The following is a 23,648-nucleotide window of genomic DNA, read 5'->3' as shown; positions in this document are numbered from 1 at the left end:
AAACATGAACTACATCAAACACCTCACTGGCTTCTTCGAAAAAGTAGCCATTGACAAAACACTCAATCCAACACACATCAGTTTGTACATGTCTTTATTCCAATTCTGGAATTGCAATCGATTCAAAAATCCAATCAGTATATCTCGTGATGAAATAATGCGAATAAGTAAAATCAGCTCCAAGGCAACTTACCATAAGTGTTTGAAAAATTTGCATAGTTTGGGTTATATCAGTTACGAACCATCCTACAATCCCTTCAAAGGAAGTCATGTCATTTTATTCAATTTTTCAGATGATTTAAAACCTCAGCTAAAAAGTGATAGAAAGCTAAATACTGAACCTCTTATTGAACCTGTTTCTGAACAAGCTTTAAACAAGTCTTGTACTAGTGATGAAACAAGTACTGAACAAGCAGTAGTACCTTATATAAACAATACAAATAGTATAAACAATTTAAACGATAAAAACGTTTCAAACTTGGAAAAGCAAGCAAAAAAATTCATTGCAAAAAATAAAACATTTTCTGAAAATGATTTTTTTAAAACCGAAAAAATAAAAGAAGAAAAAAGTTCCGTTAAAAAAGAAGAAAAAGAAATGCCGGATGAAAAGCTTGAAGGGAAAAGAAATACTCCTGATCCGGCATTCGCTGACTACAATGCGAAGCAAACTGAAACCAGTCAGCAAAAAAGTTCCGCAAAAAAAGAAATGTTTTCAACATTCGCCGACTCCAATAAAAATCAAACAGAAAAAGGTCGGCAAAAAGACGAAAGTTGTCACACTGAGCTTGTCGAAGTGTTACGCAATCAAAGTTCAAAGCCTACAATCGAAAAAGTCAAAACCTACTTTCTGGAAAACAACTTCCCGGAACTCGAAGCCCAAAAGTTTTTCAATTACTTCTCCAGCGTAGGTTGGCTAGTCGGCGGCAAAACCCCCATGGTCGATTGGCAAGCCGCAGCACAGAACTGGATATTAAACAGCGTAAATTTCAACCACAACACCGATACAACACCATCACACCGAGCAAAACACCTCAATACCGGAACAGACAAAAACTATTCAGAACCACTTTAACTTCTTTTGTTGCGACATAGGATTTGGAAGCGAGTGTCAAATGTTTGAAGAAGTCGTAAAAACAAAAACTGTTTGAGCGTAGCGAGTTTTTTTGTTTTAGACTTCGAAAACTAATTTGACCGCTGAAAATCCAAGTCTTGACCTTTTGTTTCTTTTGGGTCAAGCCAAAAGAAACAAAATGTAATTATTATGAATAAATATTCTTACCCCGATATAATCCTTTGGCTCGAAAAAAAAGGCGTAGAACTATACGGCAATCATTTCAAAATAGTAGAAACCGATTACCCAATAATCTACAAACTAATTGCCTATTTTTTAAAAGATGAACCAACATGCTTTCAATACAATATCAACCTCAACAAAGGAATCCTACTTTCCGGACCGGTCGGCTGTGGCAAAACATCACTAATGAATGTAATGAAACACCTCACCCCTACTGAACACAAATTCACTGTAAAACCCTGCCGGGACATCAGCTTCGAATTTATCCAGGACGGCTACCAAATCATTCACAAATACAGCATTGGAAAATTATACGAATCCCAACCCAAAACCATTTGCTTCGACGATTTAGGAGTAGAAAACAATCTAAAATACTACGGCAATGAATGCAACGTAATGGCTGAAATTCTATTAAGTCGCTACGATCTATTCATTTCTAAAAAAATCCAAACCCACATCACAACAAACTTATCTGCTTCAGAAATTGAAGTCAATTATGGCAACAGGGTGAGAAGCAGATTGAGAGAAACATGTAACCTCATAGCCTTTGAGAGAAACGCAATAGACAAACGCAAATAGCAATTAACTTTCGGTAATAAACTCAATTTACTGCCAATACTTAAATAGTGTTATTTTGTCGCAAATATTTACTATTTTTGCGACAAATTCTTTACAGAAAAACTATGCAAAGCATTGATGACAAAGTAATTTTTAAAATTAAAAAAGCCAAGAGGGGTTCGCTATTTTTTACCGAAGATTTCCTTTCTTTTGGTTCGGCAAAAGCCGTCGCAAAAGCCTTAGAGAGATTAGTCATAAAAGAAATGATTTCCCGTGTGGCTAGAGGTATCTATGCCCGATTAGAAAGGAGAATCATATGAATTACTTTCTACTAAATTAAGTTACTTAGACCCTGAAGAAAGAGAAAACCTTCTATACAGTTCTAAAAAAATTCTTGGAAACTGTATTCCTCCAATTATACAAGACAAACAACATAAATTTAATGATACTACGGGACTAGTTTTCGGTTATGTCCAGAGTGGAAAAACATTATCTTTTACAACCGTAATGGCACTTGCACATGATAATGATTATAGAGTAGCCATATTAATTGCGGGCAGGACAAATCTTTTATTAAGTCAAAATACAGAGAGATTAACTGAAGACATAGGTGACAATAGAAATATAAGTGTTACGACTAATGAGTCTGATCCCGATTTCGTAAGGAAAATTGATAAAAGTCTTAAAAATTCTAAAGGGCGTTTATTAATAATTACAATTCTAAAACATCAAGATCATATTAATAATTTAGCCCAATTATTTAAAGACACACGCCTAAAAGATAGTTTAAATGATCGGTCAATAATAATTTTTGATGATGAATCTGATCAAGCTAGTCTAAACACTATGGCAAGCAAAAATTCTAAAAAAGCTACAGATGAATCCAGTGCAATATTTTCTTCAATAAAAAATTTAAGAAGTTCTATACCTAATCACTCATATATTCAATATACAGCAACTCCTCAAGCAAATCTTTTGATTGACTATATTGACCTTCTATCACCAGAGTGGCATGTTTTATTAGAGCCTGGTAAAAGTTACACAGGCGGATTAACTTTTTTTAAAGAACCATTAACAGAAAAATTAACTTATAATATTCCTGAAAAAGAACGGTTTCATTTCAAGGAAAATAAATTGACCACACCTCCTCAAGGGTTAATTGATTCAATTTATAAATTTATATTAAGTTCCATATTTCTTAGCTATGATGATTTTGACATGGTTTCAGAAAGAAAAAAGAATAAACTAAATAAAACTTCAATGATGATTCATCCGTGTTTTCGAAAAGATTCAATAGAAACTTTCTTTAGCTGGACAGAATCAATTTTAGATGGGCTTCAACAAAGTATAGAAGACAATAATTTATCTTTTCTCAATGAAAAATTAGAAAAATATTTAGTAGAATATGGTTCTCTTTTTAATACAAAGCCAGAATTGAATAAAGTTGCTGAAATTATTAATAATGACTTCTTAGGCAATTATAAAGTACATCAAGTGGTTGGAGGAATGGAAAAAAAAGCTTTTCCATGGTCTTTTGCAGATCACCATATACTTATTGGAGGACAACTATTAGATAGAGGATTTACCGTTAAAAATTTAATCATAACGTATATGCCTAGAGATACAAAAGGAAAGAATAATGCTGATACAATTGAACAGCGTTGTAGATTTTTCGGGTATAAAAAAGATTATATTGATTTTTGTGAAGTATATCTCCCTAAAGGATTAAAGTCAGATTATGTAAGTTATGTAGACCATGAGATAAATTTAAGAAATATTCTTTCCACTGTTGAACTTTCAGAATTTAAAAAAGCCGGCAGTCCAATGCTTTCAGCAGCAGGAATAAATCTAACAAATAATAACAGAATAGGTTCAAGTCTTAGGTCAGATCAACTTAAAGGATTTCAATATTTTGAACCACCATTAAATATAGATAAAAATAACGAAATCATTAATGATTTCATAAATGATATTCCACATCAACTATGGAATGATTTCATGCCAGACTCACCAAAAGATCAAACGGAAAACACAAAACATAAAATTGGAAAATTGGAATTAGTTAAAATACTTGAATTAATAAATAAAATCGACATAGGTAATGCTTATGAAGCTATTAAATTAAGTAATTTCGAACGCTATATTTTTCATTTGATTGAAAACCATAAACAGGAATTTGCCTGGGTTATACAAATTGCAACTGAAAGAAAAGATGGGCGCCCTAGAACAGTGTCTTTTGATAGTGATGAAAAATATAAAAACCCATATAAAATTTCAGCACTAGCCTCCAATTATCCTAGTTATTTTGGTGATTCAAAATTGCTTTTACATACTGATTCTGGTGGGGAAAAATTTGGTTATAATGATGAACTAATTCTTCAGATCCATAAAATTAAAGCATCTGAAGGTACAACTGAACCTTCAATAAAAGATAAGTGTTTCTACACATTAGCTTTTAATTTTCCAGAAAAATTTAACCAAATATATGTTAATAAAATATTAAATTAATGGGGGAGTTATTAGATCTTATCAAAATTCTTGTTAGGCAAAACGAAATCACTAATCAATTAATAGCTGATTGTTTTCCAAATACTAAAAACCATTTAATTGGAGTTGATAGTGGCAATGAAATCATTTTATTCATTGATTTTACGAATGCAAAAGGAAATTCATATGGGCAAAGTAGTGGTAGGTTTTTAGAAGTAAATTATGATGTTAATTGCAGTTTTGAAAGAAACTCTGATAAATATAAAATCAATCAAAATTTTTGCATTTTAAAACTCAAAAATGTAGAGTTTGACCCAGTTCTAAAAAAATATTTTTTGAATTTATGTTTAGACCTAGTTACAAAATTGGGAGACAAACCGGATATTTCTGAAATTTATACTTTTATTGAGAAAACGAAACAACTTTTTGCACAACTAACACAAACGTCTAAAACAGATGAAATAGGTCTTTGGGGGGAATTGTTCTTAATTAATGAATCTAATGATTTAGAATATATGATTGATGCTTGGCATATTAATAAAACTGATCGTTTTGATTTTAATGATGGCATAAATAAAATCGAAATAAAAACGACAACTAAAAGCCAAAGAATACATCATTTTTCATTAACGCAACTTGACAAATTATTAACATCAAAAACTATGATTTGTTCAATTATGACTTGTAAAATTGATCTTGGTTTATCAATATATGATTTATATGAAAATATATTATTCCGTATAAATGATAAATACAAAGACATTCTTAGAGAAAAAATATTTAAAGTTGCTGGAAATCAACTTTCAAAATTTGATATGAAATTTGATTCAGATATGGCTAAAACAAGTTGTAAATATTATTCTGCTAAATCTATTCCATCTATAACTGAAGGAAGTATTGATATTGGTGTTACAAATATTGAATTTGATAGTGATCTTCAAAATATTAATTCAATTGAAATTAAACAATATCAAAATGATAAATTATTTTCAATTTTAAATTAAATTAGGTTGTATATTATCCACATAAGTAGACTGATTTAGATAAAAAATAGAAGAAGCTACTATAAGAATACTTAAAAAGTATTATTCTGATGGCACGGATTGTTGAAAAATCAATAAACGTAGTTATCTATATAATTATCAAAAAGATAATGATAAAACGAGTCTAACTTATATAACATATAGGAGCATATTTTAATTTATTAAGAGTTTTAGGCTTACAAGATGATTTTCTAAAACTAGCTGTAGACGATGAACTGGGAAGAAAACTCCAAGACCTAGAACTACTAAAATGATATTCTAATCCACTGCATATTTTTAGTTAAATTCATTTCAACAACATTTGCTGTTAAAAACAATACAAGCAAAATCGAAAGTAACATATTTCAACTTTTAGAACATATTTTTTGGCCTTAATAATATACTGCATTACTTATGTTCACAAACAATCAATGTTCACGTTTACGTGAACAAACAAAAAAAGTGAACAAATATAGCAATATGAAAAATCCGCCCTCTTAGTCATCATTCTAAAAAGACAATTAGGGCTCTTTTTTAAAACATCTCAGTCTCCACAACAAATCTCCGTGATACATTCGCTCTCCGGAGTATCGTTACTTCGGAGTTTTTTATTGATAAATGCTACATTAATTACTATTTTAGAGTATTAAATACCATTTGATATAGATCCTATATAATTTTGTAAAAGGAAAACTCAACTCCATAAATAAACTATAAAAATACAGTACTACTCCGATTTGCATCTAGAATTTTTAGATAACCGAAGATTCAATTGTTCTAAAAGTGGATATTCTAATTTTGTCAGGAAACGTTGCATTTAAGGAAAGAATATGAAATTTTAGTTGTCACTTGCCACTCCTTTGCCTATGCTCCTAAAAAAAATACTGGCACAGTTTTTAGAAAAAACTCGTACGCTTCGCAACTTGCGCCAGTAATTTTTTCCCCAAAGCTTCTTTACATAATGTGGCATTATAGTGCATGTACTACTTCCCTACTCTTAATGAAATTTAAGGATGCACTATAATAACATTATGTAAAAAAGCCGCTCACCCAACGCGCTTGCCAGTGGCTCCAGGATAACATTTTTTGCAGCTCCCATCGCATCACCCGGCTACAAAAAAATACCGTCCTTCGCCACTGGCTTTAACAATGTTCTGTATTCCATCTGAAATTTTACGATTATAACTGCTTTTAGGAACGTTTGCGTTAATTGTCTTTATCAGCTTTGTGGTTAAATAGGAAGTCGTTGCATTGCTTTTGTAAGTGATAAAATGGCTTTAGATTTTCAGTTTATTCACCTATGGTAAAAGCCATTTTATTACCCACAAAACCAAAATCCCCAACAAGAGTATTATTTTTTATTTGCCAGAACATCAAAATACATTGTTTCCGCAATAGCTGATGCCTTTCTATTACGAAACATAACACCACTGTGCACTAAAAACTGTACACTAAACACTATTTCTGGCACCAGCTATCACAAAAACAATCACAACATCCCGATAAGCAAATAAAAAAATAATACCCTTGCTTGCGCTACTGCCACCGCACTAGGTAAGTATTTAATTTTAATAATTATCTTCTCTTCAATAATTGTTCATCAATTTCGAAATCAAACTTCTGATAAGTATCACTAAAATTCAAGTAGCCTTCAAATAGGGCTTTTGATAATGCAAATTCTCGATAGATATTAACAAATCCTCCTTCCAAAAAGATTAAAACAGAAGTTTCATTATTACCGATGATATATCTAATATCTTTCACCCAAAAAGTGGAAATTCCCATTTTAGCCTTAATAAAGAAAAAATCAATGGATTCATACATTCTTGGAATTACTGCCAATGAAGATAAAAATGTACAATGACCATCAAAATACTTCATGTAAAATTCAATCTTAACATTTGCTAATGAATAGAATAATTGAGGTTGCAATTCATTCAATTCTAATATGTCTTCATAAATTTCTTTTAGCCATTTACTGATTTTAGCTGAAGTATAGCCACTTTGTTCGGCCATGCTTTTGATACTAATTTTCCTTTCATCTTTAAAAAGCTGTTTCTGCAATAGCCAATTCAAAAAATCATTGTATAAATTTCCATTATTCTGATCAAGCAATAGTTGTGACCATTTAGGCATATCTCCAAGACAGTACAAATACTCTAAAGTGGAAGCTTGATGCACAAACTTAGGTCTCTCTTTTCTTCTAGCCATTTTTAACTAAATATATACAATTTTAGAGAATTGATAATTTCAAAAAAATAAAAAAAGAGAGCAAAGCTAAGTTCCAGGTATTAAAAAAAGCAAATTCAAGCCCTTCGGGTTTCAGAAAAAATCTCCACCCTTATATTTCCATTCCACCATTCCACCATTCCACCATTCACTACTTACTATTTACTAATCACTACTTAGGGTAGTATTTTTTCTGAAAAACCTGCTTTTTTGAAACCCTCCACTTGAAGAACGGCTTTCTTTTTTTCTTTTTCTTTTGAAATAATTATTGGTGCAGAGCGTAGCGAGGCACTAAGGTATTTATCAGAAACAGCGAGGAAATGAGAAGAAAAGCTAATCTTTAAATCCGAAGCTATGCCAAATTTCATTATCAAAACACACCAGAAGGACACGCTTTACAATAAGCCTCATTTATTTATTCTTAACAAAGGAATGAACAGTGGTAAACCTCAAAAAGAGCCATTTACAAACAGTTTTGTAGTCATTTTTCAAAACGAAGAAGATTGTGAGAATATTTATTTTGTGGCTTATAGCCTATGGAAAACCAAGTTTTGGCATCCATTTTTAGTAGGTTCGGTTATTCCGTTTTTACGCCTTCAAGATTTTTCAAAAGAATTCAATGGTAAAGCCAGTTTGATGATGCAGGAACACGAAGAACATATAAAACAAGTGGAGGCCTTAAAATTGCTGGAACAAAAAGAAAAACAATTCCACCAGAACATCAATCTCATTAACGATATGCGTAGGGTTATCTTGTACCGCTACTGCAAGAAAAACTGATTAATAAACTTTAAAAAGAAAATCTATGAAACTTTTTATTTTATTTCAAACCGATAAATGGGAATCAAAAACATCAAGGATTTTCTTTGGTGTTTTTGACAGCAGAGTCAAAGCCATTGATATTGCAAAGTATTACGGACTATATTGCCCTTGTTCAAAAGTGGTAATTGAAGAAATTACTCTAAACCAATTTGAGGAAAATTAACATAGAATTTATACTCTTGTAAGATTTATTTACAGAAATTATTTAAATTAGTAATCTACAAACTTAAAATTCAATACAATGGGAAAATTTGTGATTACAAAAAGAAGCAATGGTGAATTTCAATTCAATTTGAAAGCAAATAATGGACAAACCATTTTAGCAAGTGAAGGTTATACAACCAAAAGCGCTTGTGAAAATGGAATCGAATCAGTAAAACGCAATTCGCAAGATGATAGTAAATTCGATAAAAAAACATCCTCTAATGGTAAGCCTTATTTTAACCTGAAAGCTACAAATGGTCAAATCATTGGGACAAGTGAAATGTATGAAAGTACCGCTGCTCGTGATAATGGGATAGCTTCTGTTAAAACCAACGCTCCTGATGCCTCCGTAGAAGACTTAACAAATTAACTATCATATTCATAAAATGTAAAAAGCCTGATCTCACGACCAGGCTTTCATTTTGTTTAACCCAAAGGTCACCACAACTAGGGCTAAACTTATTTTTTGTGCTTCTTATTTAGGCTTTTAAGCAGTAACGAAATAGCAAAACTCACAATTGCTCCAACAGTAGCTAAAACAACTGTTTTTACAATATCTTCAGATTGAATATTAGGTAGCATACTTAAAAATGTGCCTCCGGCAGTTCCCATTAAAGTGTGGTTATTGGCTGTCATCAGTCGTACTAAGCTGACTTGCAGCAGACAAAACACCTCCGGCTACTGCAACATAACCTCCAATAGTAGTTACTATTACAGGTAACGCAATAGGAGCAGCTAAGATAGTTCCGCCAACGGCGGCCAATGCCAAACCAACATTTCGAAGCACCTTAAAAAACTTTGGTGTGGGAGCTGTCGCTCTTTTTATAATTTTTTTCATAATCTAATAGTTAAGATTGAATTAGTATTTCGACACTTTCTTTATTGCCCAAAGCCTCATAAACAAGGTCTTTTAGCTTCATAAAAGCCTTTCGCGACATCAAACCAAGTCCTGGACCAGAAAGTTTAGTTACCGGAGCAATACAGCCTTGCAGTTCTTTTTGGGCATTATTGGCAGGATGAAACAGAATATATTTTCTATTGAGTACATCCACCAATTCCAAATGCCACTTGTATTTGGCACTGTATCGCTTTCTAATAAAATATTTCCCCTCAGGAACACAGGAAACCTTCGTTTCGTTCATCTTCCACGGCAATTCTATCGTATAACAGATCAGTTTGCCTTCGCATTCGAGTTTACCATTGGTTCCATCAGAGAAATAAGTTCTAGTTAAAAATAAAACCATAATTCTAACTTCTGCTTAAACTCCTCCATTAACTTGAATCAGCGCTAATGGATTGTATGCTCCATTTTTCAAAGAATACATACTACCATTCACTTGCTGATAAAACTCTAGTCCTAAAGCCAAAAACAAAGGTTTAGTACTGTTTGGAGTAACAGTATTTACTTGGTTAATCACAGCTGTAGCGGTAGCATCCCAAGCTAAAATGGCTGTTTCTGCATGTTGTTCAACAAAAGTTTCATTCTCAAAATCAATTTCAACACCAGCCGAAATGATTTTGAAATGAGTAGTTCCCCCTGGAGCAGCAATCATATTAGAGGGAATAAAGGATGGAATATCCACGGTAATTTCACCCGTAACCCTGTTGATGCCCCCTGTATAAGGAGCAAACAAACTAGTACCTAGCTTTCCTCGAATATTAAATTCAAATCCAGTTAACAATTCTGCCTCACCATCAATCACATTTCGTAATCCACGTTCGTTAGTAGCATCAGCCTGAATCACCTTAACCATAGATTGCGTCAAACGACTCACCATTCGGCTATCCGCTGAGTTCAAAAGCAATACCCTAAGAGCGGTTCTTAAAACCTTTCCGGCTTTCCCAGCTCTACCAAACTCAGAACCGTTTTCACGAGTTCTTTGAAACGCAGGATCAGTCGCGATTCTGTTAGCGTCAATTCCGCCTTTTTCTCTCGCTAAATGTCCGTCCTGCGTTTTATAAAAAGTAATATCCCCGATAGTACCTTTCAATTTAATTATGCCTTTTTGCCTTGCCATAATTCCTCAAAATTTAGATTAATAAATGTTTCTATTTCCCTCAATCATCTCTTCCTGTTGCAACATTCTAGATTGAATTTGAAACAAAGATTACACTTAAACTAATGAGTTATATCAAGCTAATGTTCCATATGTCTTTGAATGGAATAAATGACCTATAAAGACATAAATGGCGCTCAATTTTAAAAACAACTATCAATCAATAGCTATATGCTTTTACATATAAAAACAATATATCTATATAAAATATATGCTTTTACATATAATTAACTATATTTGTTTAAAATCAATGCTAAAGCATATAATTATGATGACACTAGCTAATTTCGTAAAAGAGAAAAGAAACGAAGTAAAACTCACCCAAGAAGCCTTTGCGGAACGTGCTGGAGTGGCACTTACCGTGATTCGAAAAATTGAACAGGGAAAGGAAAACCTCAACCTCGAAAAAGTAAACCAAGTACTCAAAATGTTTGGGCATACCTTGGCACCAGTAAATGCAAGAGAATTATCCAAAATTGACAAGGAGAACGTATGAGAAAAGCAGCTATATTTTATAAAGATTATCTGGCGGGAACACTTACAGAAACGGACGACGGTGACTACCACTTTCAATACGATGAAAATTACATTGCTGAACATCCTAAAGAAAGCATCAGTTTGACGATGCCAGTTCGTTCAAAAACATACACTGATAAACGATTATTCCCTTTTTTTGAAGGTCTAATTCCCGAAGGATGGTTACTGGATATCGCTTCTAAAAACTGGAAAATTAATCCAAACGACCGTATGGGACTTCTTTTGGCTTGTTGCCAAAATTGTATCGGTGCGGTAAGTGTTCAACCAATACCAAATGAAGATGCCTAAGAAATGTTTATATTGTTACCAATCACTAGACGATACAATCGTAGGTGATTTCCACGAGCAATGCAGTCTGGAGTTTTTCGGTACCAAGCAACAACCTGTATTCGAGCATTCGCTAAAGCAAATGTCGGAATTAGCTAAAAATGTAGTAGAACGAAGTGTAGCTGTTCCTGGAGTGCAACCCAAGTTATCCTTAACTATTGTAAACAATACAATACAAGACGGAACCAAAGGACGCCTTACGGTAGTTGGTGCATTGGGCGGAAATTATATTTTCAAACCACCATCCGAACATTTTTCTGAAATGCCCGAAAACGAACACCTCACCATGCGAATAGCGGAAGCCTTTGGAATTAACACCGTCCAATCCAGTTTGATCCGACTGCAATCAGGGGAACTCTCGTACATCACCAAACGCATCGACAGAACCGAAACAGGAGAAAAAATCCACATGCTCGACATGTTCCAAATCACAGAAGCTTTTGACAAATACAAAAGCTCCATGGAGAAGATAGGCAAAGCTCTGGATGATTTCTCAGATAACACCTTACTCGACAAACTATACTTTTTAGAACTGGATATCTTCAGTTTCCTAACAGGCAACAATGATATGCATTTGAAAAACTTTTCGATGATTCATTCGGCAGATACTTGGACATTGGCACCAGCCTATGATTTATTAAACGTAGCCATAGTAAATCCAGACGACACCGAAGAACTAGCACTGACATTGGATGGAAAAAAGAAAAAACTAAAATGGGATCATTTCAAAAAACTTGGCATCAGCCTAGGACTAAATGAAAAACAATTAAAAGGAATCGCAAAACGCTTTCAAAAAAACAAACTCATCGCTCACCAATGGATCGATAATTCATTCCTATCAGATGATTTCAAAGAAAAATACAAAACACTACTAGAAGAAAGATACCATAGATTGTTTGGGACAGATTAAGCAAACACTTTTTTTTATAAATTTATACTTAATAGGCGACTCCACTCAACGGGATAATTTTTCAATTATCCCGTTTTATTATCATAAACAAGAAAGCTTACACTTCATTTTCAAAATATTAAAAAAATATAAGATTGCTCTGTTTATTTTTTTTTCTTTAAAGCAAAAATAGACAGTATGATTCTATATATTTATTTGAAATCGAATATTACTTAAACAATTCAGGATGATCTCACTAAGTTATTTGGTGATATACCAAATTCTTTCTTAGATACAAAAGAAAAGTGCGAAAGGTCTTCAAAACCTACATTTAGATATACTTCACTTGGTTTTTGTCCGTTCTCACTAATCTGAAAATAAGCCTCTTCCAATCTTTTCTTCTTCAGCCACTCGTCCAGAGTGATAATTATTTTCTCAAATTCATTATTATCCTTATATTTTGTATTATGATGGTAATACTTTTAACCTGGTTAATTTCCTTGCTGTGATGGAATTTTATCTGCTGTCCAATTTTTTTGTTGCATTTTTTAAATCACTAATTATAAAGCAAAGGTCTGAAACCTTGAAATTATCAGAATAGCCAATTCCCTGAGCGAGGTATCCAAATCGAGGTTTTTAAGATTTAATTCCTGATACAAAATCTATCTACATGTTTATTCTCATTTCACTTATAACAAGATTTGATGTTGCTGAAGCTATAATTCTTTCTGAATTAAACATATCTGCTTTTATATTGATTACAGATTTTCCTCTTTTTATAAGCTTTGTTTTGACTGTTACAATATTACCTTCTTTTACCGAACTAAAAAATTCAACGTTTAGATTAATCGTTGGGAAGAAATTTTCTGTGCCTAAAATCATAAAGTTTATGCCAATACAATCATCAAACATTCCACAAATAACCCCACCGTGAAGAGTTCCGGCTGGATTGGTCATCTCTTTTCGTACCTCAAATTGAAATTCGACCGAATTTTCATCAACAGAAATTACCGTCCCATTCAGCCACTTGGCAAATGGTGACGGACTTCCTGAAAATGGTTTTCCAATGAAACGCTGAAGTAACTGAAGTCTTTTGTTTTCCATCTTATTTTGATTTGTTTATTCCTTTTAAAACAACACTTTCAAAGGTGTTATAGGCAAATCGTTGCAAAGTAAGAATCATTGAAGTTCCTTTTCCAACAGGATAACTGAATTTCGGATTGTTGGAATCAATGATTTTTATAATGGTATCTACAACGGCTGTTGGTTCAGGAGCTTTACTAAATTCTTCATTATAGTAAGATTGAACTTTTTGTCTAAAACCATCATAATCTTTAATAGTTCCGTGAGTCGAAATGGAATTATTAATCAAATTTGTTTTATGAAACATCGGCTCCACCATACTAATTTTGATATTAAACTGATTTAATTCGAATCTTAAAGATTTAAAATAGCCTTCCAAAGCATGCTTGGATGCGGAATAGTAACTTAAGTTTGGATGTCCTATTAAACCTAAAAATGAACTGACATTAATAATCTTTCCTTGTCTTTGATTTCTCATTTTTGGCAATAGTGCATTCGTAAGTTTTACGGTACCCCAGAAGTTGGTTTCAAATAGTTTTAACCCAACATGAATTGGCGTTTCTTCTGCAAGTCCTGTGGTGAAATAACCCGCATTATTTACTAAAATATCTAACTTTTCTATTTGCGAAAAAAGTTCTTTTGTAAAAGAAGTAATAGAATCGTCATTACTGATATCTAGTGGTAATAGCTTAAAAGGAACTGTGCTTTGTAGTTTTTCCGGATTACGACCAGTACCAATTACATTGTAGCCTTGTTCGTGTAATTTATTTGCTAATTTCAAGCCAAAGCCTGATGTTGCACCTGTTATTAAAATTGTTTTTTTCATTTTATAAATATTTAATATTTAATGACCCGTTAACTGAAATCAAAAACGTCAGTTCGAGTGTTTTTTGCGTAATGAAATGAAGTAAAAAATGTATCGAGAACAATTTCACTCAACTCGTTATTTAATAGTTGTTATTCTTTTTCTAAACTTGGCGGAATCAATTTGTACATAACTGGTGTTACAATTCTTGCCAGAATAGTTGAACTTATCAATCCTCCAATTAATACAATCGCTAATGGAGATATTTGAGGATTGGGGTTTACAGCCAGCGGAATCAAACCACAAATTGCAGTAACGGATGTTAGAACTACCGGAAGAAAACGGGTTTCTCCTGCAATCGCAATCGCTTCATCAATGGATTTCTCTTCCTGTCTTAATTGGTTTGTAAAATCGACTAAGAGCAGAGAGTTTTTTACCTGAATTCCAGACAATCCAATGAAACCTATGATAGCAACCAACGACATTGGGTTTCCTGAAGCTATTAAGAACAGTACACCTCCTAAAACCCCCAATGGAATGATAGACATAACGATGATGATACCTTTAAACGTTTTAAATTGAAGCAACAAAACAGCTATGAATAAAAAAGTACTCAATATAATCACCGACAGGAAATTACCTCCTAACGCATCCCCTTCTGATTCTTTTTCTCCGGATAGTTTGTAATAATACCCTTTTGGCATTTTAAGTTTATCCAATTGTGGTATAATATCCACCAACAGGTCATTGGCTAAATAACCTTCTTTTGTCATGGCGCTAACTTTTGAAAAAGGTGATTTGTTAAAATGGTTAATTGCCGTAGGTGCTGTTTCAAAAGATACTGTTGCAATTTGATTCAATGCAATTGGCGTTCCTTGAATAGTATTTACATATAAATTTTTCAGTGCATCAAGATTAGAAAATTTCTCTCTTGGCAAAGTGATGGTCACATTTCTGGCATCACCACGGTTATCGATATAATCTCCAACGGTTAAACCGGCAACAGCAAGTCGAATTACTTTATCGACCTCACTTGTTAGTACGCCCAAAGTTCTTGCCTTTTCTTTATTGATTTTTATTTTGACATCTGTTTTATAGGTATTCAACTCGTTGTTGATATAAACCGTTCCTTCCTGATTTCGTAAAATAGTTTCTACCTGAGCAGATAGCTTACGTAAAACTTTCTGGTCTTCGCCAAATAAGCGCACCACAATATTGGCTTCCAATGGTGTTCCTTGCTCAAAATCTTTTACCTCCACTTTAGCATAAGGCATTGTTTTGAATTTTTCACGCAATTCTTCAATCAGAATGGTTTTGTCTGAAGGTTTTGCTTCCTCTTTCAATTGAACGAAAATTTGAGCAAAATCAGATTTTCTGTCCTGTGGATGCACGTTGTAGTAAATTTGCGGATTTCCGTGTCCTATATTTGAAGTGAAATACACAATTTCTTTGTGGTTTTTCAATTCGGCTTCCACCATTTTTGTTACCCTGTCACTTTCTGAAATATTGGCTTGAAGCGGCATTTTTATATTGATTAGAAACATCGGCTTTTCAGAAGTAGGGAATAATTTAAATCCAGCTACAGAAAACAGTCCAAACGCAAGAACACTTAAAAAAACAGAAATGGCAATCGTAGTTTTTGGGAATTTTAAAGCTCTGGGCATAATATCCCTGTAAGCTCTGGTAAGAAACTTTTGCAAGTACTGAAGAAAAATATTTCCTCCTTCGTGCTCGTGTGTTTTTAAAAATCGGCTTCCCAAAAACGGAACCAGGGTCAAAGCTACAACCATAGAAGCCAATACACTCGTGATTACCGCCATTGGTAAACTTCTGATAAATTCACCAGCCATATCAGGAAGAAAAGCCAGTGGTATAAAGGCTATAACTAAAGTAGCAGTAGTCCCCACAACAGCAATACCTATTTGCTTTGTCCCCTTTAAAACGGCTTCCATTTTAGAATGTCCTTCACGGAGCCAACGTTCAATGTTTTCAACCACCACAATACTATCATCAACCAATAGTCCTAAAGCGACAACCAAGCCCACAATACTTAATTGGTTTAAAGAATAACCCAAAGCATTCATTGCTATTAACCCTAAAGCTAGAGATAAAGGAATCGAAATCATAACTATACCAGATGCTCTAGCTCCTAAAGGAATTAATGTAACGATAACTAATACAATGGCTAATCCAAAATCAAAACCTAAATGTCCCAATCGTTTAGAAACCATATCGGCTTGGTCAAAATTTTTAATCAGTTTGATATTTGAAGGCAATTCTTTTGCAAATTCATCAATTAGCGGCAAATATTCTTTCTGAACATCACTTATGTTAACATTGTCTTTCATTCCGGCCGAAACCAAAACACATCGGTGTCCGTTGATTCTGGTAATATGATGTACCACTTCAGATTTGTAACTTACCTCGGCAACATCTTTCATATAGATGATTTTTCCATTGGCATTGTAAACAACTGTATTGGCAACATCATCGGCATTTTTGAATTTACCGCTCGTTTTTACGTTGAAAACTTTACTACCCAGGTCGATGCTTCCACCGGGAATATCGGCAGCTTCACTTTGTAAACTTCCCATCACTATATTTAATGGGATTTTTAATTGTGCCAATTTCTCTATGTTCAAATCCACACGGATTTCCTGTTCCGGAATTCCAGCATATTCGACGTCTTTTAGATTGGTTATTTTTTCAATTTTTGTTTTCAATTTGTCCGCTTCATCGCGTAATTTTTTGTCTGAAGCGTTTTCTGAAACCAAAGCAATTTGTAAAATATTAACATCCGAAGACGAAATTTTCTCCGTTTTAATCTGATAAATATCTTTTGGAAGTTCGCTGCTTTTAAGCGCATTCATTTCTGTGGAAATCTCCTGATATTTGTTATCCACATCAACTCCGTATTTAAATTTCACCTGAAAGGCGGCTACACCATCTTCTACGGTTGTTAGTATTTTTTCGATGTTCTCCAGTCCGTAAATTTTATTTTCAATGGGTTTTACAACCTGTTCTTCCATATCTTTTGGACTCGTACCCGGATAAATAACCGTAATTAAGTATTGCGGTGGATGCGTGGAAGGATCTTCGGCTCTTGGCATGGTGAATAAGGTAAGAAACCCTACAACTGCAACAAGAAGAAAGATAATCAGTGTGAACTGATAATTCTTAACGGCAAAGTTTGTAATCTTCATGATGTTCTTATTTAATGATCTTTATCGTTGATTGTTCGTTGAGATAGGCACTGTTAGAAATGACTATCTGGTCTGTTTTTTGAAGACCATCTTTTACATAGACTTTGTTATTGTCAAATTTGTTGATGGTGATGGGGTGTCGTTTCACTTTGTTATTTTCCACGACGAATACAAAGGCTTTGTTGCCGTCGGCTTCAATAAGAGAGTTGTAGGGAATGACCATAAAATCTTCGGCTTTATCGGTTTGTATTTCTGCTTTACCAAACATTCCTACAGCTGGTTTTTGATTTTTCATATTCAGTTTTAGTTCAACTTGAAAAGATCCAAGAGCAGCATCTGCCGCTTGCGATTTTCTAAAAAGGGTAGCTTCAAATTCTTCATTGGGAAACCCGTCAAGTGTTACTTTAGCTTTTTGTCCTATTTTTACAGAAGCCCATTCTTTATCGGTCAAACCAACCTTCAAAAGATAATTGTTGCTTTTTGAGGTTTCGTTTATGGCTAAAATTGGAGCCCCTGGCCCCACTACTTCACCTTCATTTGCAATTTTATGGGCAACAAAACCATCAGCCGTAGCGTATATTTTAGCATAACGGAAATTAAACGCAACAGCTTCTTTTTGCTTTCTGGCAATGTCCAAACCTGTTTTGGTGTTTTGAAGCTGTTCCAAAGTATAGACGCTGTCTTTGTAAAGATTTCTGGCTCGTTCATAATCTCGTTCAAATTTTTTCACATTCAAATCGGTTTGATTTAAACCTGCATTGATTTCTGTGTCATCCAAACTTGCTAAAAGTTGTCCTTTCTTAAAAAACTGACCTTCTTCTACATAAATGCGGCTTATAACACCACCGATTTTAAAACCATAATTGGCCTGGTTTTCTGTGGTTATTAAACCTGACGCACTGATATTACTTGTAAGTGCTAAAGATTTAACTGATGCTGTTTTAATTGGAATAATATCAGCGGTTTCAAAAGGATTGTTTTCCTTTTTTTCTTCTTGGCATGAGAAAAAAAGTGATAAAGTTAAAAGGGGAACTAGTATCGTTGTTGTTTTACTCGCAAGTGTAAAATTATTTTTTTTGTATTCGTTAATCTTTGATTTCATGATTTTATGTTTTTAGATTTATTTAAAAGTAAAAGTGGCGTTGGCTCTTTCCATTTCAGCGAAAGCGATCCAGGAATTATAAAGAGAGATATTTGCATTAAGCTGGGCATTTACCCATTGGTTTTGTGCATCTAAAAGCTCGATATAAATGGCCTGTCCTTCTTTGTAAAGCCTGGTTATATCGTCATTGTATTTTTTGGCTGATTCTTTTTGATTTTTATCTGCGTGGTATTGCTCTAAAGCTGATTTCAAATTATTTTGTGAAACCTGAAACTGAAGTAGTAATTGCTGCTTTACATTATCAATTTGTGAGCTGATTTTTTTTGTGTCCTGTTCGACTTGTTTGAGTTTGTATTTATTTTTATTTCCTGAAAAAATGTTCCACTCAAGAGACAAACCCGCAAAATAATAACGTGAATCCTTATTCACTTCAAAATCAAAATCCTGGAAACCAAAATCGGCAAATCCGCTTAAAGTGGGTAACCAATATGACTTGGTAAGTTTGCCAACAGTTTCATTTAATTCTTTTACCTGATTGAGTTTTTTAATTTCTTCTCTATTTTGAGTATTGTCTGCAAGCCAATCACCCGGTAATGTTTCAATCTGATCTGTTTCAATTGTAGTGTCTAGTTTTTCATTAATCAAAAAATTGAAATAGGCTTGTGCATTTTTACTCATTTGTTTGGCCGTTTCTAAATTAGCCTGGATTCGAATTACTTCATTATCACTTCTTAAAACTGCCGTTCGGTTTATTTTATCATTTTTAAATAACGATTGATTCACTCTTTGATTTTCTTTAACCAATTTTAAAGCCTCTTCGTAAATTTTAATACCTTCAACAGATTGTAAGTATTTGTAGTAGGCAATTTTAATTTCCTTAACCAGTTCCCTTTTGTAGATTTCCAATTCGATTTTTTGCAAAGAATTTTGTTGACTTTTAATTCTCTTGTTATAGATAATTTCAAAATTCAACAACGGCATGGTGGTATGAATTTTAGCATCATAAAAATTATCCGGATTGATTAAAACGGATTGATTTTGCAGATTAGGAAAAGCGTTTGAATTTGTAATTTGATTTAAACTGCTGTATACTGGATTTAGCAAATCCCCAATAGGAATATCAATGGTTCTTCCCCCATCTGCAACAGTATAATTTGCATTTAAAGATACAGTCGGATAAAACAACGATTGTGCTTCTTTTAAAGCATACATGCTTTTGTTTATATCAAAATTGTTTTGCTTTATTATCTCATTATTTTTTAGCCCAGCCTCAATATAGCTGTCTAACTTACTCTGTGAATATCCCAGATATCCAAGTAAAATGCTCATTAGAATTAGTACTTTTTCCATCTTAATTACATTGTTTATTAATTGAACAGTGTTCATTTTTGAAATCAAAAAAAAACTATAGTTTTTCTATAATTTTTAAATATTCATTGTATCCGTCATAAAGAATAGTGTCTGGATTAGTAAACTTTACCCCTTTTGTTCTTTGACGAATTTCTAAGCAACACATACCGTGAACCAAACTCCAAATCATAAAAGCCAATGGTTCTAATCTATTGCCTTTAAAATGTCCTTTTTCTATACATTGTGCAACGGTGGTTTTTAAAGCTCCAAAAGTGTTATCTCCTTCACTCCATACAGAACATTCTGAGTTCTCAATAAATTCCATAGGCGCTTTTACATTAAACATCAGATCATACATTTCCTGATTTTCCAATGCGAATTTGATGTAAACAAATCCCATCTTACGCAAGCGTTCCATTGGATCTTCTATTTTAAATAAATCAGCAAAATAACTACCCAATTCTTGAAAACCTATAGAATGTAAATCATGTAATATGGCATTTTTATCTTTAAAATAAACATATACCGTTCCTACACTATAATCTATTTCGTCAGCAATATTTCGAATAGTGGTTTGTTCTATTCCTTTTTCTAAAAATAGTTTTTTAGCTCCTTTTAAGATAAGTTCTCTTAAAGCTTCTTTTTCTCTTGCTTTTCTATCGGCTACACTCATATCAGATAAATTCTTCCGCAAAGATATGTTTATTTTTTGAACAATGTTCAATTATTTGATAAAATTTAGAAATAAGCAATCCCAATAGCTACTATTGGACTATTTTAATCTGATTTTTAATTGCCTCAGAAACTTTAATTTCCTGAAAACCCATCTTTTTGTTCTTGCTGTTCAAGGAAATTGCTTTGGTCGAATTTCCTCCAATTAGGAATAATTGTTTTTGACCTATGGAATTAAAATTTTGAAAACGAACATTTTGACTGTTAGCCATTTTAACCGAAAAATCTTGTGTATCAAGGTTTAAATCAACATTGTCAAATTCAATTTGTCTGGCATAATTGATTTGCATTCCCACTTCTGATAGTGCAAATACATTTTTAAATCGGATGTTTTGAACCGGCATTTCAGGGAGTCCCATAATTTTCAATGCCTGTTTAGCGCCATGGATATAGATATTGCTGAAAAACATATTTTTGAATACCGGAGTTTCTTCCGTTACCGGCATATTCTCAACTAATAATTCTCCTGTAATTGGGTCTTCTTTTGCCGATTTTCCGAAATAATATAAATTAAACCTAATGGCTTCTGTAGGGATGTTACTCATTCGGATATCTTCCATCCAAATATTTTCTACGACACCTCCGCGACCACGGGTGGATTTAAATCGTAATCCGCAATCTGTTCCAATAAAGGTGAGGTTCCTGGCTAGAATGTTTCGTACACCTCCAGACATCTCACTACCTACAACAAAACCACCATGAGCATGATAAACTACACAATCCGAAATGACAAATAATTCAGTAGGTTTTCCTCTGTCTCTTCCCTCTTTATCTTTACCTGATTTAATACAAATGGCATCATCGCCTACATCAAAACGACAATTAGTAACCGTCCCGATGCGACAGGATTCTATATCCAGCCCGTCACCGTTTTGTGAATACCAGGGATTACGAATAGTTAAATTAGTAAGAGTCAAATGTTCGCACATCAAAGGATTTACATTCCAGGCCGGAGAATTTTGAAACGTTACACCGTCAAGCAATACTTTTTTGCAATTCACTAAACTTACCATAACCGGACGCAAAGCCTGTTTGTAAGGTTCCATATTTTCAACCGTACGCACTTTAGGTAATTTATCCTGTTCTTCATTTCCTATCAAAGCACCTTCTGAAGGATACCAGGTTTTGCCATTTTTAGCAAGTACACCTCCTGATTTAACCAATTCTTCCCATTGTCCTGAGGTCATTTTACCAATTTTAACCGGACGCCAGGCTGAACCATTTCCGTCAAAAATACCCTGACCGGTAATAGCTATATTTTGTAATTCAGTGCCCATAATTGGAGATTCACATCGTAAGGTTTTATTACCCTCAAAATAGGAATCAATCAATTGGTACTGACTCAAATCACTGGTAAACTGAATAAAAGCACCATTTTGGGTGTGCAAATTCACATTACTTTTCATTTTTATAGGACCTGTAGTCCATAAACCGGCAGGAATTAACACTACTCCTCCTCCTGATTTAGAACAACGGTCAATAGCTTCATTAATCGATTGAGTACAAAGAATATTGGTATTCGGTATGGCACCAAAATCAACAACATTCAAAGTGTCCTTTTTAAAAACGGGAATTTGCACCTGAGGCATATCAAAAGGAAGTTTACTTTGTCCTGCAATTTGCGCTACAGTAGTGGTACTATTGCAAAAGAAAGTAAATATTGTTCCTAAAATAAAAGCTACTCTTTTTATCTTTTTCATCGTTACTTTAGTTGTGTTTATCCAAAATCATTTGTAATTCAATACCTGCTAAAATAAATGGACCTACCGCTTTTGCATCATTTTCTCTGATGGGTTCAGAAATATAATATTCAAATGAACCATCCCGATCCTGAGGATTTTTCCCTCCTAATCCGGCAACGGCGCAGCATTTTGTGATAGAAATTGTTCCGTCAGGATTCTGTTTTATGAACTGTTTTAAAACTCCCTCAAAACCAGTCCTCGCAGCAGTGAGAAATTTGGATCCAACATATCCTTTATTATAAGCTTTAGCAAACGAATAGATAAACATAGTGGAACAGGTTGATTCTAAATAATTACCTTGTCTGCGAGGTTGATCCATTACCTGCCACCAAACCTTAGTTTCTGTATCCTGCGCTTTTAAAACAGCAGAAAAAACTTTTTGAACAATTTTTATCAGCTGTTTACGCTTGGGATGATTTTCAGGTACAAAATCTAAAATATCTACCAATGCCATACAATACCAGCCCTGAGCACGTCCCCAAATATGCGAAGAAGTTCCTGTTGTTTTATTGGCCCAAAATTGCTGGCGTTTTTCATCATAACCATGAAAATTCAATCCCGTTTTAGGATCAAACGTATGTTTTTGGATTAATTCCACTTGTAAAATGGCATCATCTATGGCTTTATCCAATTTAAATTCAGCACCGTACTGCGCAGAAAACGGATCAGCCATATAAACCCCGTCAAGCCACATTTGCCAGGGATATGATTTTTTATGCCAATAGCCTCTGTCTGTATTTCTGGGATGATGTTCCAACTGCTTATGAAGTGAATCCATTGCTGTTTTATAACGACTATCTGCTGTTTTTTTATAAATATCAAAAAGAATTTTCCCGGAATTAACCAGATCCAGACTGTATCTGTCAACAGCAAACCCGCCCAAAATTTGCCCTTTATCATCAATCAATTGATTTGCATATTCAAAGGCATAATCCCAATATTTTTTATCCTTGGTGTAATCAAATAACTTTTGGTTGGCCAGACATACCAAACCATTGGTATAATTCCATTTTGGATATTTAACCCCGTCCAGAAAAACCGGATTCGGAACCCTTTTTTGATCAGAATCAGCCATTTTTTTAGACCACTCAATTGGCGAAATTTCCTGAAAACCAGCTTTCTGATTTGACTGTCCTGATGAAATCAAATGGAAAAAGAGTACAGAAAACAGGCAATATTTAATTTTATTTCTCATAATTACAAAA

Annotated in this window: 25 protein-coding genes; 11 read left to right on the top strand and 14 right to left on the bottom strand. The window is 33.6% G+C overall.

The window, feature by feature from the left end; translation table 11 throughout:
• Positions 1 to 4 precede the first annotated feature (4 nt).
• The 5 genes from ACSV4D_RS07965 to ACSV4D_RS07945 all read left to right on the top strand — a co-directional run bounded on the left by ACSV4D_RS07965 (position 5) and on the right by ACSV4D_RS07945 (position 5,343).
• Positions 5 to 1,072: a transcriptional regulator gene (locus ACSV4D_RS07965; RefSeq protein ID WP_439227780.1), complete on the top strand. Its 1,068-nt coding sequence runs from the start codon at positions 5 to 7 to the stop codon at positions 1,070 to 1,072.
• Positions 1,073 to 1,261: 189 nt separating this feature from the next.
• Entirely contained in the window at positions 1,262 to 1,873 is a 612-nt protein-coding gene (locus ACSV4D_RS07960; RefSeq protein ID WP_439227779.1) for an ATPase, read from the top strand.
• Positions 1,874 to 1,977: 104 nt separating this feature from the next.
• Positions 1,978 to 2,172, top strand: a complete 195-nt coding sequence (locus tag ACSV4D_RS07955; RefSeq protein WP_439227778.1) for a DUF6088 family protein — start codon at positions 1,978 to 1,980, stop codon at positions 2,170 to 2,172.
• 187 nt (positions 2,173 to 2,359) lie between these two features.
• Positions 2,360 to 4,360: a Z1 domain-containing protein gene (locus tag ACSV4D_RS07950; RefSeq protein ID WP_439227777.1), complete on the top strand. Its 2,001-nt coding sequence runs from the start codon at positions 2,360 to 2,362 to the stop codon at positions 4,358 to 4,360.
• Positions 4,360 to 5,343, top strand: coding sequence for a PD-(D/E)XK motif protein (locus ACSV4D_RS07945; protein ID WP_439227776.1), 984 nt, complete (start codon positions 4,360 to 4,362; stop codon positions 5,341 to 5,343). The genes ACSV4D_RS07950 and ACSV4D_RS07945 overlap by 1 nt, the downstream gene beginning before the upstream one ends.
• A 1,593-nt stretch (positions 5,344 to 6,936) precedes the next feature.
• On the opposite strand, the gene ACSV4D_RS07940 is transcribed toward ACSV4D_RS07945, so the two are convergent.
• A complete protein-coding gene (locus tag ACSV4D_RS07940; protein ID WP_439227775.1) occupies positions 6,937 to 7,572 on the bottom strand; it encodes a hypothetical protein in 636 nt (211 codons plus the stop codon).
• 372 nt (positions 7,573 to 7,944) lie between these two features.
• On the opposite strand from ACSV4D_RS07940, the gene ACSV4D_RS07935 reads away from it, so the two are divergent.
• The 3 genes from ACSV4D_RS07935 to ACSV4D_RS07925 all read left to right on the top strand — a co-directional run bounded on the left by ACSV4D_RS07935 (position 7,945) and on the right by ACSV4D_RS07925 (position 8,986).
• Positions 7,945 to 8,370, top strand: coding sequence for a DUF6943 family protein (locus tag ACSV4D_RS07935; protein ID WP_439227774.1), 426 nt, complete (start codon positions 7,945 to 7,947; stop codon positions 8,368 to 8,370).
• 25 nt (positions 8,371 to 8,395) lie between these two features.
• Positions 8,396 to 8,575 carry a hypothetical protein gene (locus ACSV4D_RS07930; RefSeq protein ID WP_439227773.1) on the top strand — a complete coding sequence of 60 codons (180 nt, stop codon included), beginning with the start codon at positions 8,396 to 8,398 and terminating at the stop codon, positions 8,573 to 8,575.
• Between the two features lie 78 nt (positions 8,576 to 8,653).
• Entirely contained in the window at positions 8,654 to 8,986 is a 333-nt protein-coding gene (locus ACSV4D_RS07925; protein WP_439227772.1) for a YegP family protein, read from the top strand.
• An 89-nt stretch (positions 8,987 to 9,075) separates the two neighbouring features.
• Here ACSV4D_RS07925 and ACSV4D_RS07920 read toward each other — a convergent pair whose 3' ends face one another.
• From ACSV4D_RS07920 to ACSV4D_RS07905, 4 genes are read right to left on the bottom strand one after another with little or no spacing between them, the layout of a single operon-like run.
• Positions 9,076 to 9,252, bottom strand: a complete 177-nt coding sequence (locus tag ACSV4D_RS07920) for a hypothetical protein (protein ID WP_439227771.1) — start codon at positions 9,250 to 9,252, stop codon at positions 9,076 to 9,078.
• Positions 9,239 to 9,454 carry a hypothetical protein gene (locus ACSV4D_RS07915; RefSeq protein ID WP_439227770.1) on the bottom strand — a complete coding sequence of 72 codons (216 nt, stop codon included), beginning with the start codon at positions 9,452 to 9,454 and terminating at the stop codon, positions 9,239 to 9,241. Before ACSV4D_RS07915 ends, ACSV4D_RS07920 begins: the two co-directional genes overlap by 14 nt.
• A gap of 10 nt (positions 9,455 to 9,464) precedes the next feature.
• Positions 9,465 to 9,860, bottom strand: a complete 396-nt coding sequence (locus ACSV4D_RS07910) for a DUF5675 family protein (protein WP_439227769.1) — start codon at positions 9,858 to 9,860, stop codon at positions 9,465 to 9,467.
• A gap of 15 nt (positions 9,861 to 9,875) precedes the next feature.
• Entirely contained in the window at positions 9,876 to 10,634 is a 759-nt protein-coding gene (locus tag ACSV4D_RS07905; RefSeq protein WP_439227768.1) for a hypothetical protein, read from the bottom strand.
• A gap of 307 nt (positions 10,635 to 10,941) precedes the next feature.
• On the opposite strand from ACSV4D_RS07905, the gene ACSV4D_RS07900 reads away from it, so the two are divergent.
• Genes ACSV4D_RS07900 through ACSV4D_RS07890 form a run of 3 tightly spaced genes read left to right on the top strand, consistent with a single transcriptional unit; the run spans position 10,942 to position 12,447 of the window.
• Positions 10,942 to 11,169, top strand: a complete 228-nt coding sequence (locus ACSV4D_RS07900) for a type II toxin-antitoxin system Y4mF family antitoxin (protein ID WP_439227874.1) — start codon at positions 10,942 to 10,944, stop codon at positions 11,167 to 11,169.
• Positions 11,166 to 11,498, top strand: a complete 333-nt coding sequence (locus ACSV4D_RS07895) for a HipA N-terminal domain-containing protein (protein WP_439227767.1) — start codon at positions 11,166 to 11,168, stop codon at positions 11,496 to 11,498. Before ACSV4D_RS07900 ends, ACSV4D_RS07895 begins: the two co-directional genes overlap by 4 nt.
• Positions 11,491 to 12,447, top strand: a complete 957-nt coding sequence (locus ACSV4D_RS07890) for a HipA domain-containing protein (protein ID WP_439227766.1) — start codon at positions 11,491 to 11,493, stop codon at positions 12,445 to 12,447. The genes ACSV4D_RS07895 and ACSV4D_RS07890 overlap by 8 nt, the downstream gene beginning before the upstream one ends.
• A gap of 221 nt (positions 12,448 to 12,668) precedes the next feature.
• Here the strand turns inward: ACSV4D_RS07890 and ACSV4D_RS07885 are convergent, their stop codons facing one another.
• The 9 genes from ACSV4D_RS07885 to ACSV4D_RS07845 form a co-directional block, all read right to left on the bottom strand.
• Positions 12,669 to 12,845 (bottom strand): helix-turn-helix domain-containing protein, encoded by a 177-nt coding sequence (locus tag ACSV4D_RS07885; RefSeq protein WP_439227873.1) that lies wholly within the window; start codon positions 12,843 to 12,845, stop codon positions 12,669 to 12,671.
• 247 nt (positions 12,846 to 13,092) lie between these two features.
• On the bottom strand, positions 13,093 to 13,530 hold the full coding sequence (locus tag ACSV4D_RS07880) for a PaaI family thioesterase (protein ID WP_439227765.1): 438 nt from the start codon (positions 13,528 to 13,530) through the stop codon (positions 13,093 to 13,095).
• A gap of 1 nt (position 13,531) precedes the next feature.
• A complete protein-coding gene (locus tag ACSV4D_RS07875; protein ID WP_439227764.1) occupies positions 13,532 to 14,335 on the bottom strand; it encodes an SDR family NAD(P)-dependent oxidoreductase in 804 nt (267 codons plus the stop codon).
• Positions 14,336 to 14,466: 131 nt separating this feature from the next.
• The gene (locus ACSV4D_RS07870) at positions 14,467 to 17,517 is read right to left on the bottom strand and encodes an efflux RND transporter permease subunit (protein WP_439227763.1); all 3,051 of its coding nucleotides are present in this window, start codon (positions 17,515 to 17,517) and stop codon (positions 14,467 to 14,469) included.
• A gap of 7 nt (positions 17,518 to 17,524) precedes the next feature.
• Positions 17,525 to 18,619, bottom strand: a complete 1,095-nt coding sequence (locus ACSV4D_RS07865; RefSeq protein WP_439227762.1) for an efflux RND transporter periplasmic adaptor subunit — start codon at positions 18,617 to 18,619, stop codon at positions 17,525 to 17,527.
• 18 nt (positions 18,620 to 18,637) lie between these two features.
• Positions 18,638 to 20,005 (bottom strand): TolC family protein, encoded by a 1,368-nt coding sequence (locus ACSV4D_RS07860; RefSeq protein WP_439227761.1) that lies wholly within the window; start codon positions 20,003 to 20,005, stop codon positions 18,638 to 18,640.
• Positions 20,006 to 20,024: 19 nt separating this feature from the next.
• Positions 20,025 to 20,642: a TetR/AcrR family transcriptional regulator gene (locus ACSV4D_RS07855; protein WP_439227760.1), complete on the bottom strand. Its 618-nt coding sequence runs from the start codon at positions 20,640 to 20,642 to the stop codon at positions 20,025 to 20,027.
• 91 nt (positions 20,643 to 20,733) lie between these two features.
• On the bottom strand, positions 20,734 to 22,401 hold the full coding sequence (locus tag ACSV4D_RS07850; protein WP_439227759.1) for a glycoside hydrolase family 28 protein: 1,668 nt from the start codon (positions 22,399 to 22,401) through the stop codon (positions 20,734 to 20,736).
• A 7-nt stretch (positions 22,402 to 22,408) separates the two neighbouring features.
• Positions 22,409 to 23,638, bottom strand: a complete 1,230-nt coding sequence (locus ACSV4D_RS07845) for a glycoside hydrolase family 88/105 protein (RefSeq protein WP_439227758.1) — start codon at positions 23,636 to 23,638, stop codon at positions 22,409 to 22,411.
• Positions 23,639 to 23,648 lie beyond the last annotated feature (10 nt).

It is taken from the genome of Flavobacterium sp. ARAG 55.4 (assembly GCF_051846875.1).
GTDB classification, from domain to species: domain Bacteria; phylum Bacteroidota; class Bacteroidia; order Flavobacteriales; family Flavobacteriaceae; genus Flavobacterium; species Flavobacterium plantiphilum.
The sequence above is the reverse complement of the archived record's forward strand: the minus strand, read 5'-3'. Positions and strand labels throughout refer to the sequence as shown.

Bases quoted from the DNA above. Each gene is read 5' to 3' on its own strand.
- ACSV4D_RS07965 (WP_439227780.1), top strand. From the start codon at position 5: ATGAACTACATCAAACACCTCACTGGCTTCTTCGAAAAAGTAGCCATT.
- ACSV4D_RS07960 (WP_439227779.1), top strand. From the start codon at position 1,262: ATGAATAAATATTCTTACCCCGATATAATCCTTTGGCTCGAAAAAAAA.
- ACSV4D_RS07955 (WP_439227778.1), top strand. From the start codon at position 1,978: ATGCAAAGCATTGATGACAAAGTAATTTTTAAAATTAAAAAAGCCAAG.
- ACSV4D_RS07950 (WP_439227777.1), top strand. From the start codon at position 2,360: ATGGCACTTGCACATGATAATGATTATAGAGTAGCCATATTAATTGCG.
- ACSV4D_RS07945 (WP_439227776.1), top strand. From the start codon at position 4,360: ATGGGGGAGTTATTAGATCTTATCAAAATTCTTGTTAGGCAAAACGAA.
- ACSV4D_RS07940 (WP_439227775.1), bottom strand. From the start codon at position 7,572: ATGGCTAGAAGAAAAGAGAGACCTAAGTTTGTGCATCAAGCTTCCACT.
- ACSV4D_RS07935 (WP_439227774.1), top strand. From the start codon at position 7,945: ATGCCAAATTTCATTATCAAAACACACCAGAAGGACACGCTTTACAAT.
- ACSV4D_RS07930 (WP_439227773.1), top strand. From the start codon at position 8,396: ATGAAACTTTTTATTTTATTTCAAACCGATAAATGGGAATCAAAAACA.
- ACSV4D_RS07925 (WP_439227772.1), top strand. From the start codon at position 8,654: ATGGGAAAATTTGTGATTACAAAAAGAAGCAATGGTGAATTTCAATTC.
- ACSV4D_RS07920 (WP_439227771.1), bottom strand. From the start codon at position 9,252: ATGACAGCCAATAACCACACTTTAATGGGAACTGCCGGAGGCACATTT.
- ACSV4D_RS07915 (WP_439227770.1), bottom strand. From the start codon at position 9,454: ATGAAAAAAATTATAAAAAGAGCGACAGCTCCCACACCAAAGTTTTTT.
- ACSV4D_RS07910 (WP_439227769.1), bottom strand. From the start codon at position 9,860: ATGGTTTTATTTTTAACTAGAACTTATTTCTCTGATGGAACCAATGGT.
- ACSV4D_RS07905 (WP_439227768.1), bottom strand. From the start codon at position 10,634: ATGGCAAGGCAAAAAGGCATAATTAAATTGAAAGGTACTATCGGGGAT.
- ACSV4D_RS07900 (WP_439227874.1), top strand. From the start codon at position 10,942: ATGATGACACTAGCTAATTTCGTAAAAGAGAAAAGAAACGAAGTAAAA.
- ACSV4D_RS07895 (WP_439227767.1), top strand. From the start codon at position 11,166: ATGAGAAAAGCAGCTATATTTTATAAAGATTATCTGGCGGGAACACTT.
- ACSV4D_RS07890 (WP_439227766.1), top strand. From the start codon at position 11,491: ATGCCTAAGAAATGTTTATATTGTTACCAATCACTAGACGATACAATC.
- ACSV4D_RS07880 (WP_439227765.1), bottom strand. From the start codon at position 13,530: ATGGAAAACAAAAGACTTCAGTTACTTCAGCGTTTCATTGGAAAACCA.
- ACSV4D_RS07875 (WP_439227764.1), bottom strand. From the start codon at position 14,335: ATGAAAAAAACAATTTTAATAACAGGTGCAACATCAGGCTTTGGCTTG.
- ACSV4D_RS07870 (WP_439227763.1), bottom strand. From the start codon at position 17,517: ATGAAGATTACAAACTTTGCCGTTAAGAATTATCAGTTCACACTGATT.
- ACSV4D_RS07865 (WP_439227762.1), bottom strand. From the start codon at position 18,619: ATGAAATCAAAGATTAACGAATACAAAAAAAATAATTTTACACTTGCG.
- ACSV4D_RS07860 (WP_439227761.1), bottom strand. From the start codon at position 20,005: ATGAACACTGTTCAATTAATAAACAATGTAATTAAGATGGAAAAAGTA.
- ACSV4D_RS07855 (WP_439227760.1), bottom strand. From the start codon at position 20,642: ATGAGTGTAGCCGATAGAAAAGCAAGAGAAAAAGAAGCTTTAAGAGAA.
- ACSV4D_RS07850 (WP_439227759.1), bottom strand. From the start codon at position 22,401: ATGAAAAAGATAAAAAGAGTAGCTTTTATTTTAGGAACAATATTTACT.
- ACSV4D_RS07845 (WP_439227758.1), bottom strand. From the start codon at position 23,638: ATGAGAAATAAAATTAAATATTGCCTGTTTTCTGTACTCTTTTTCCAT.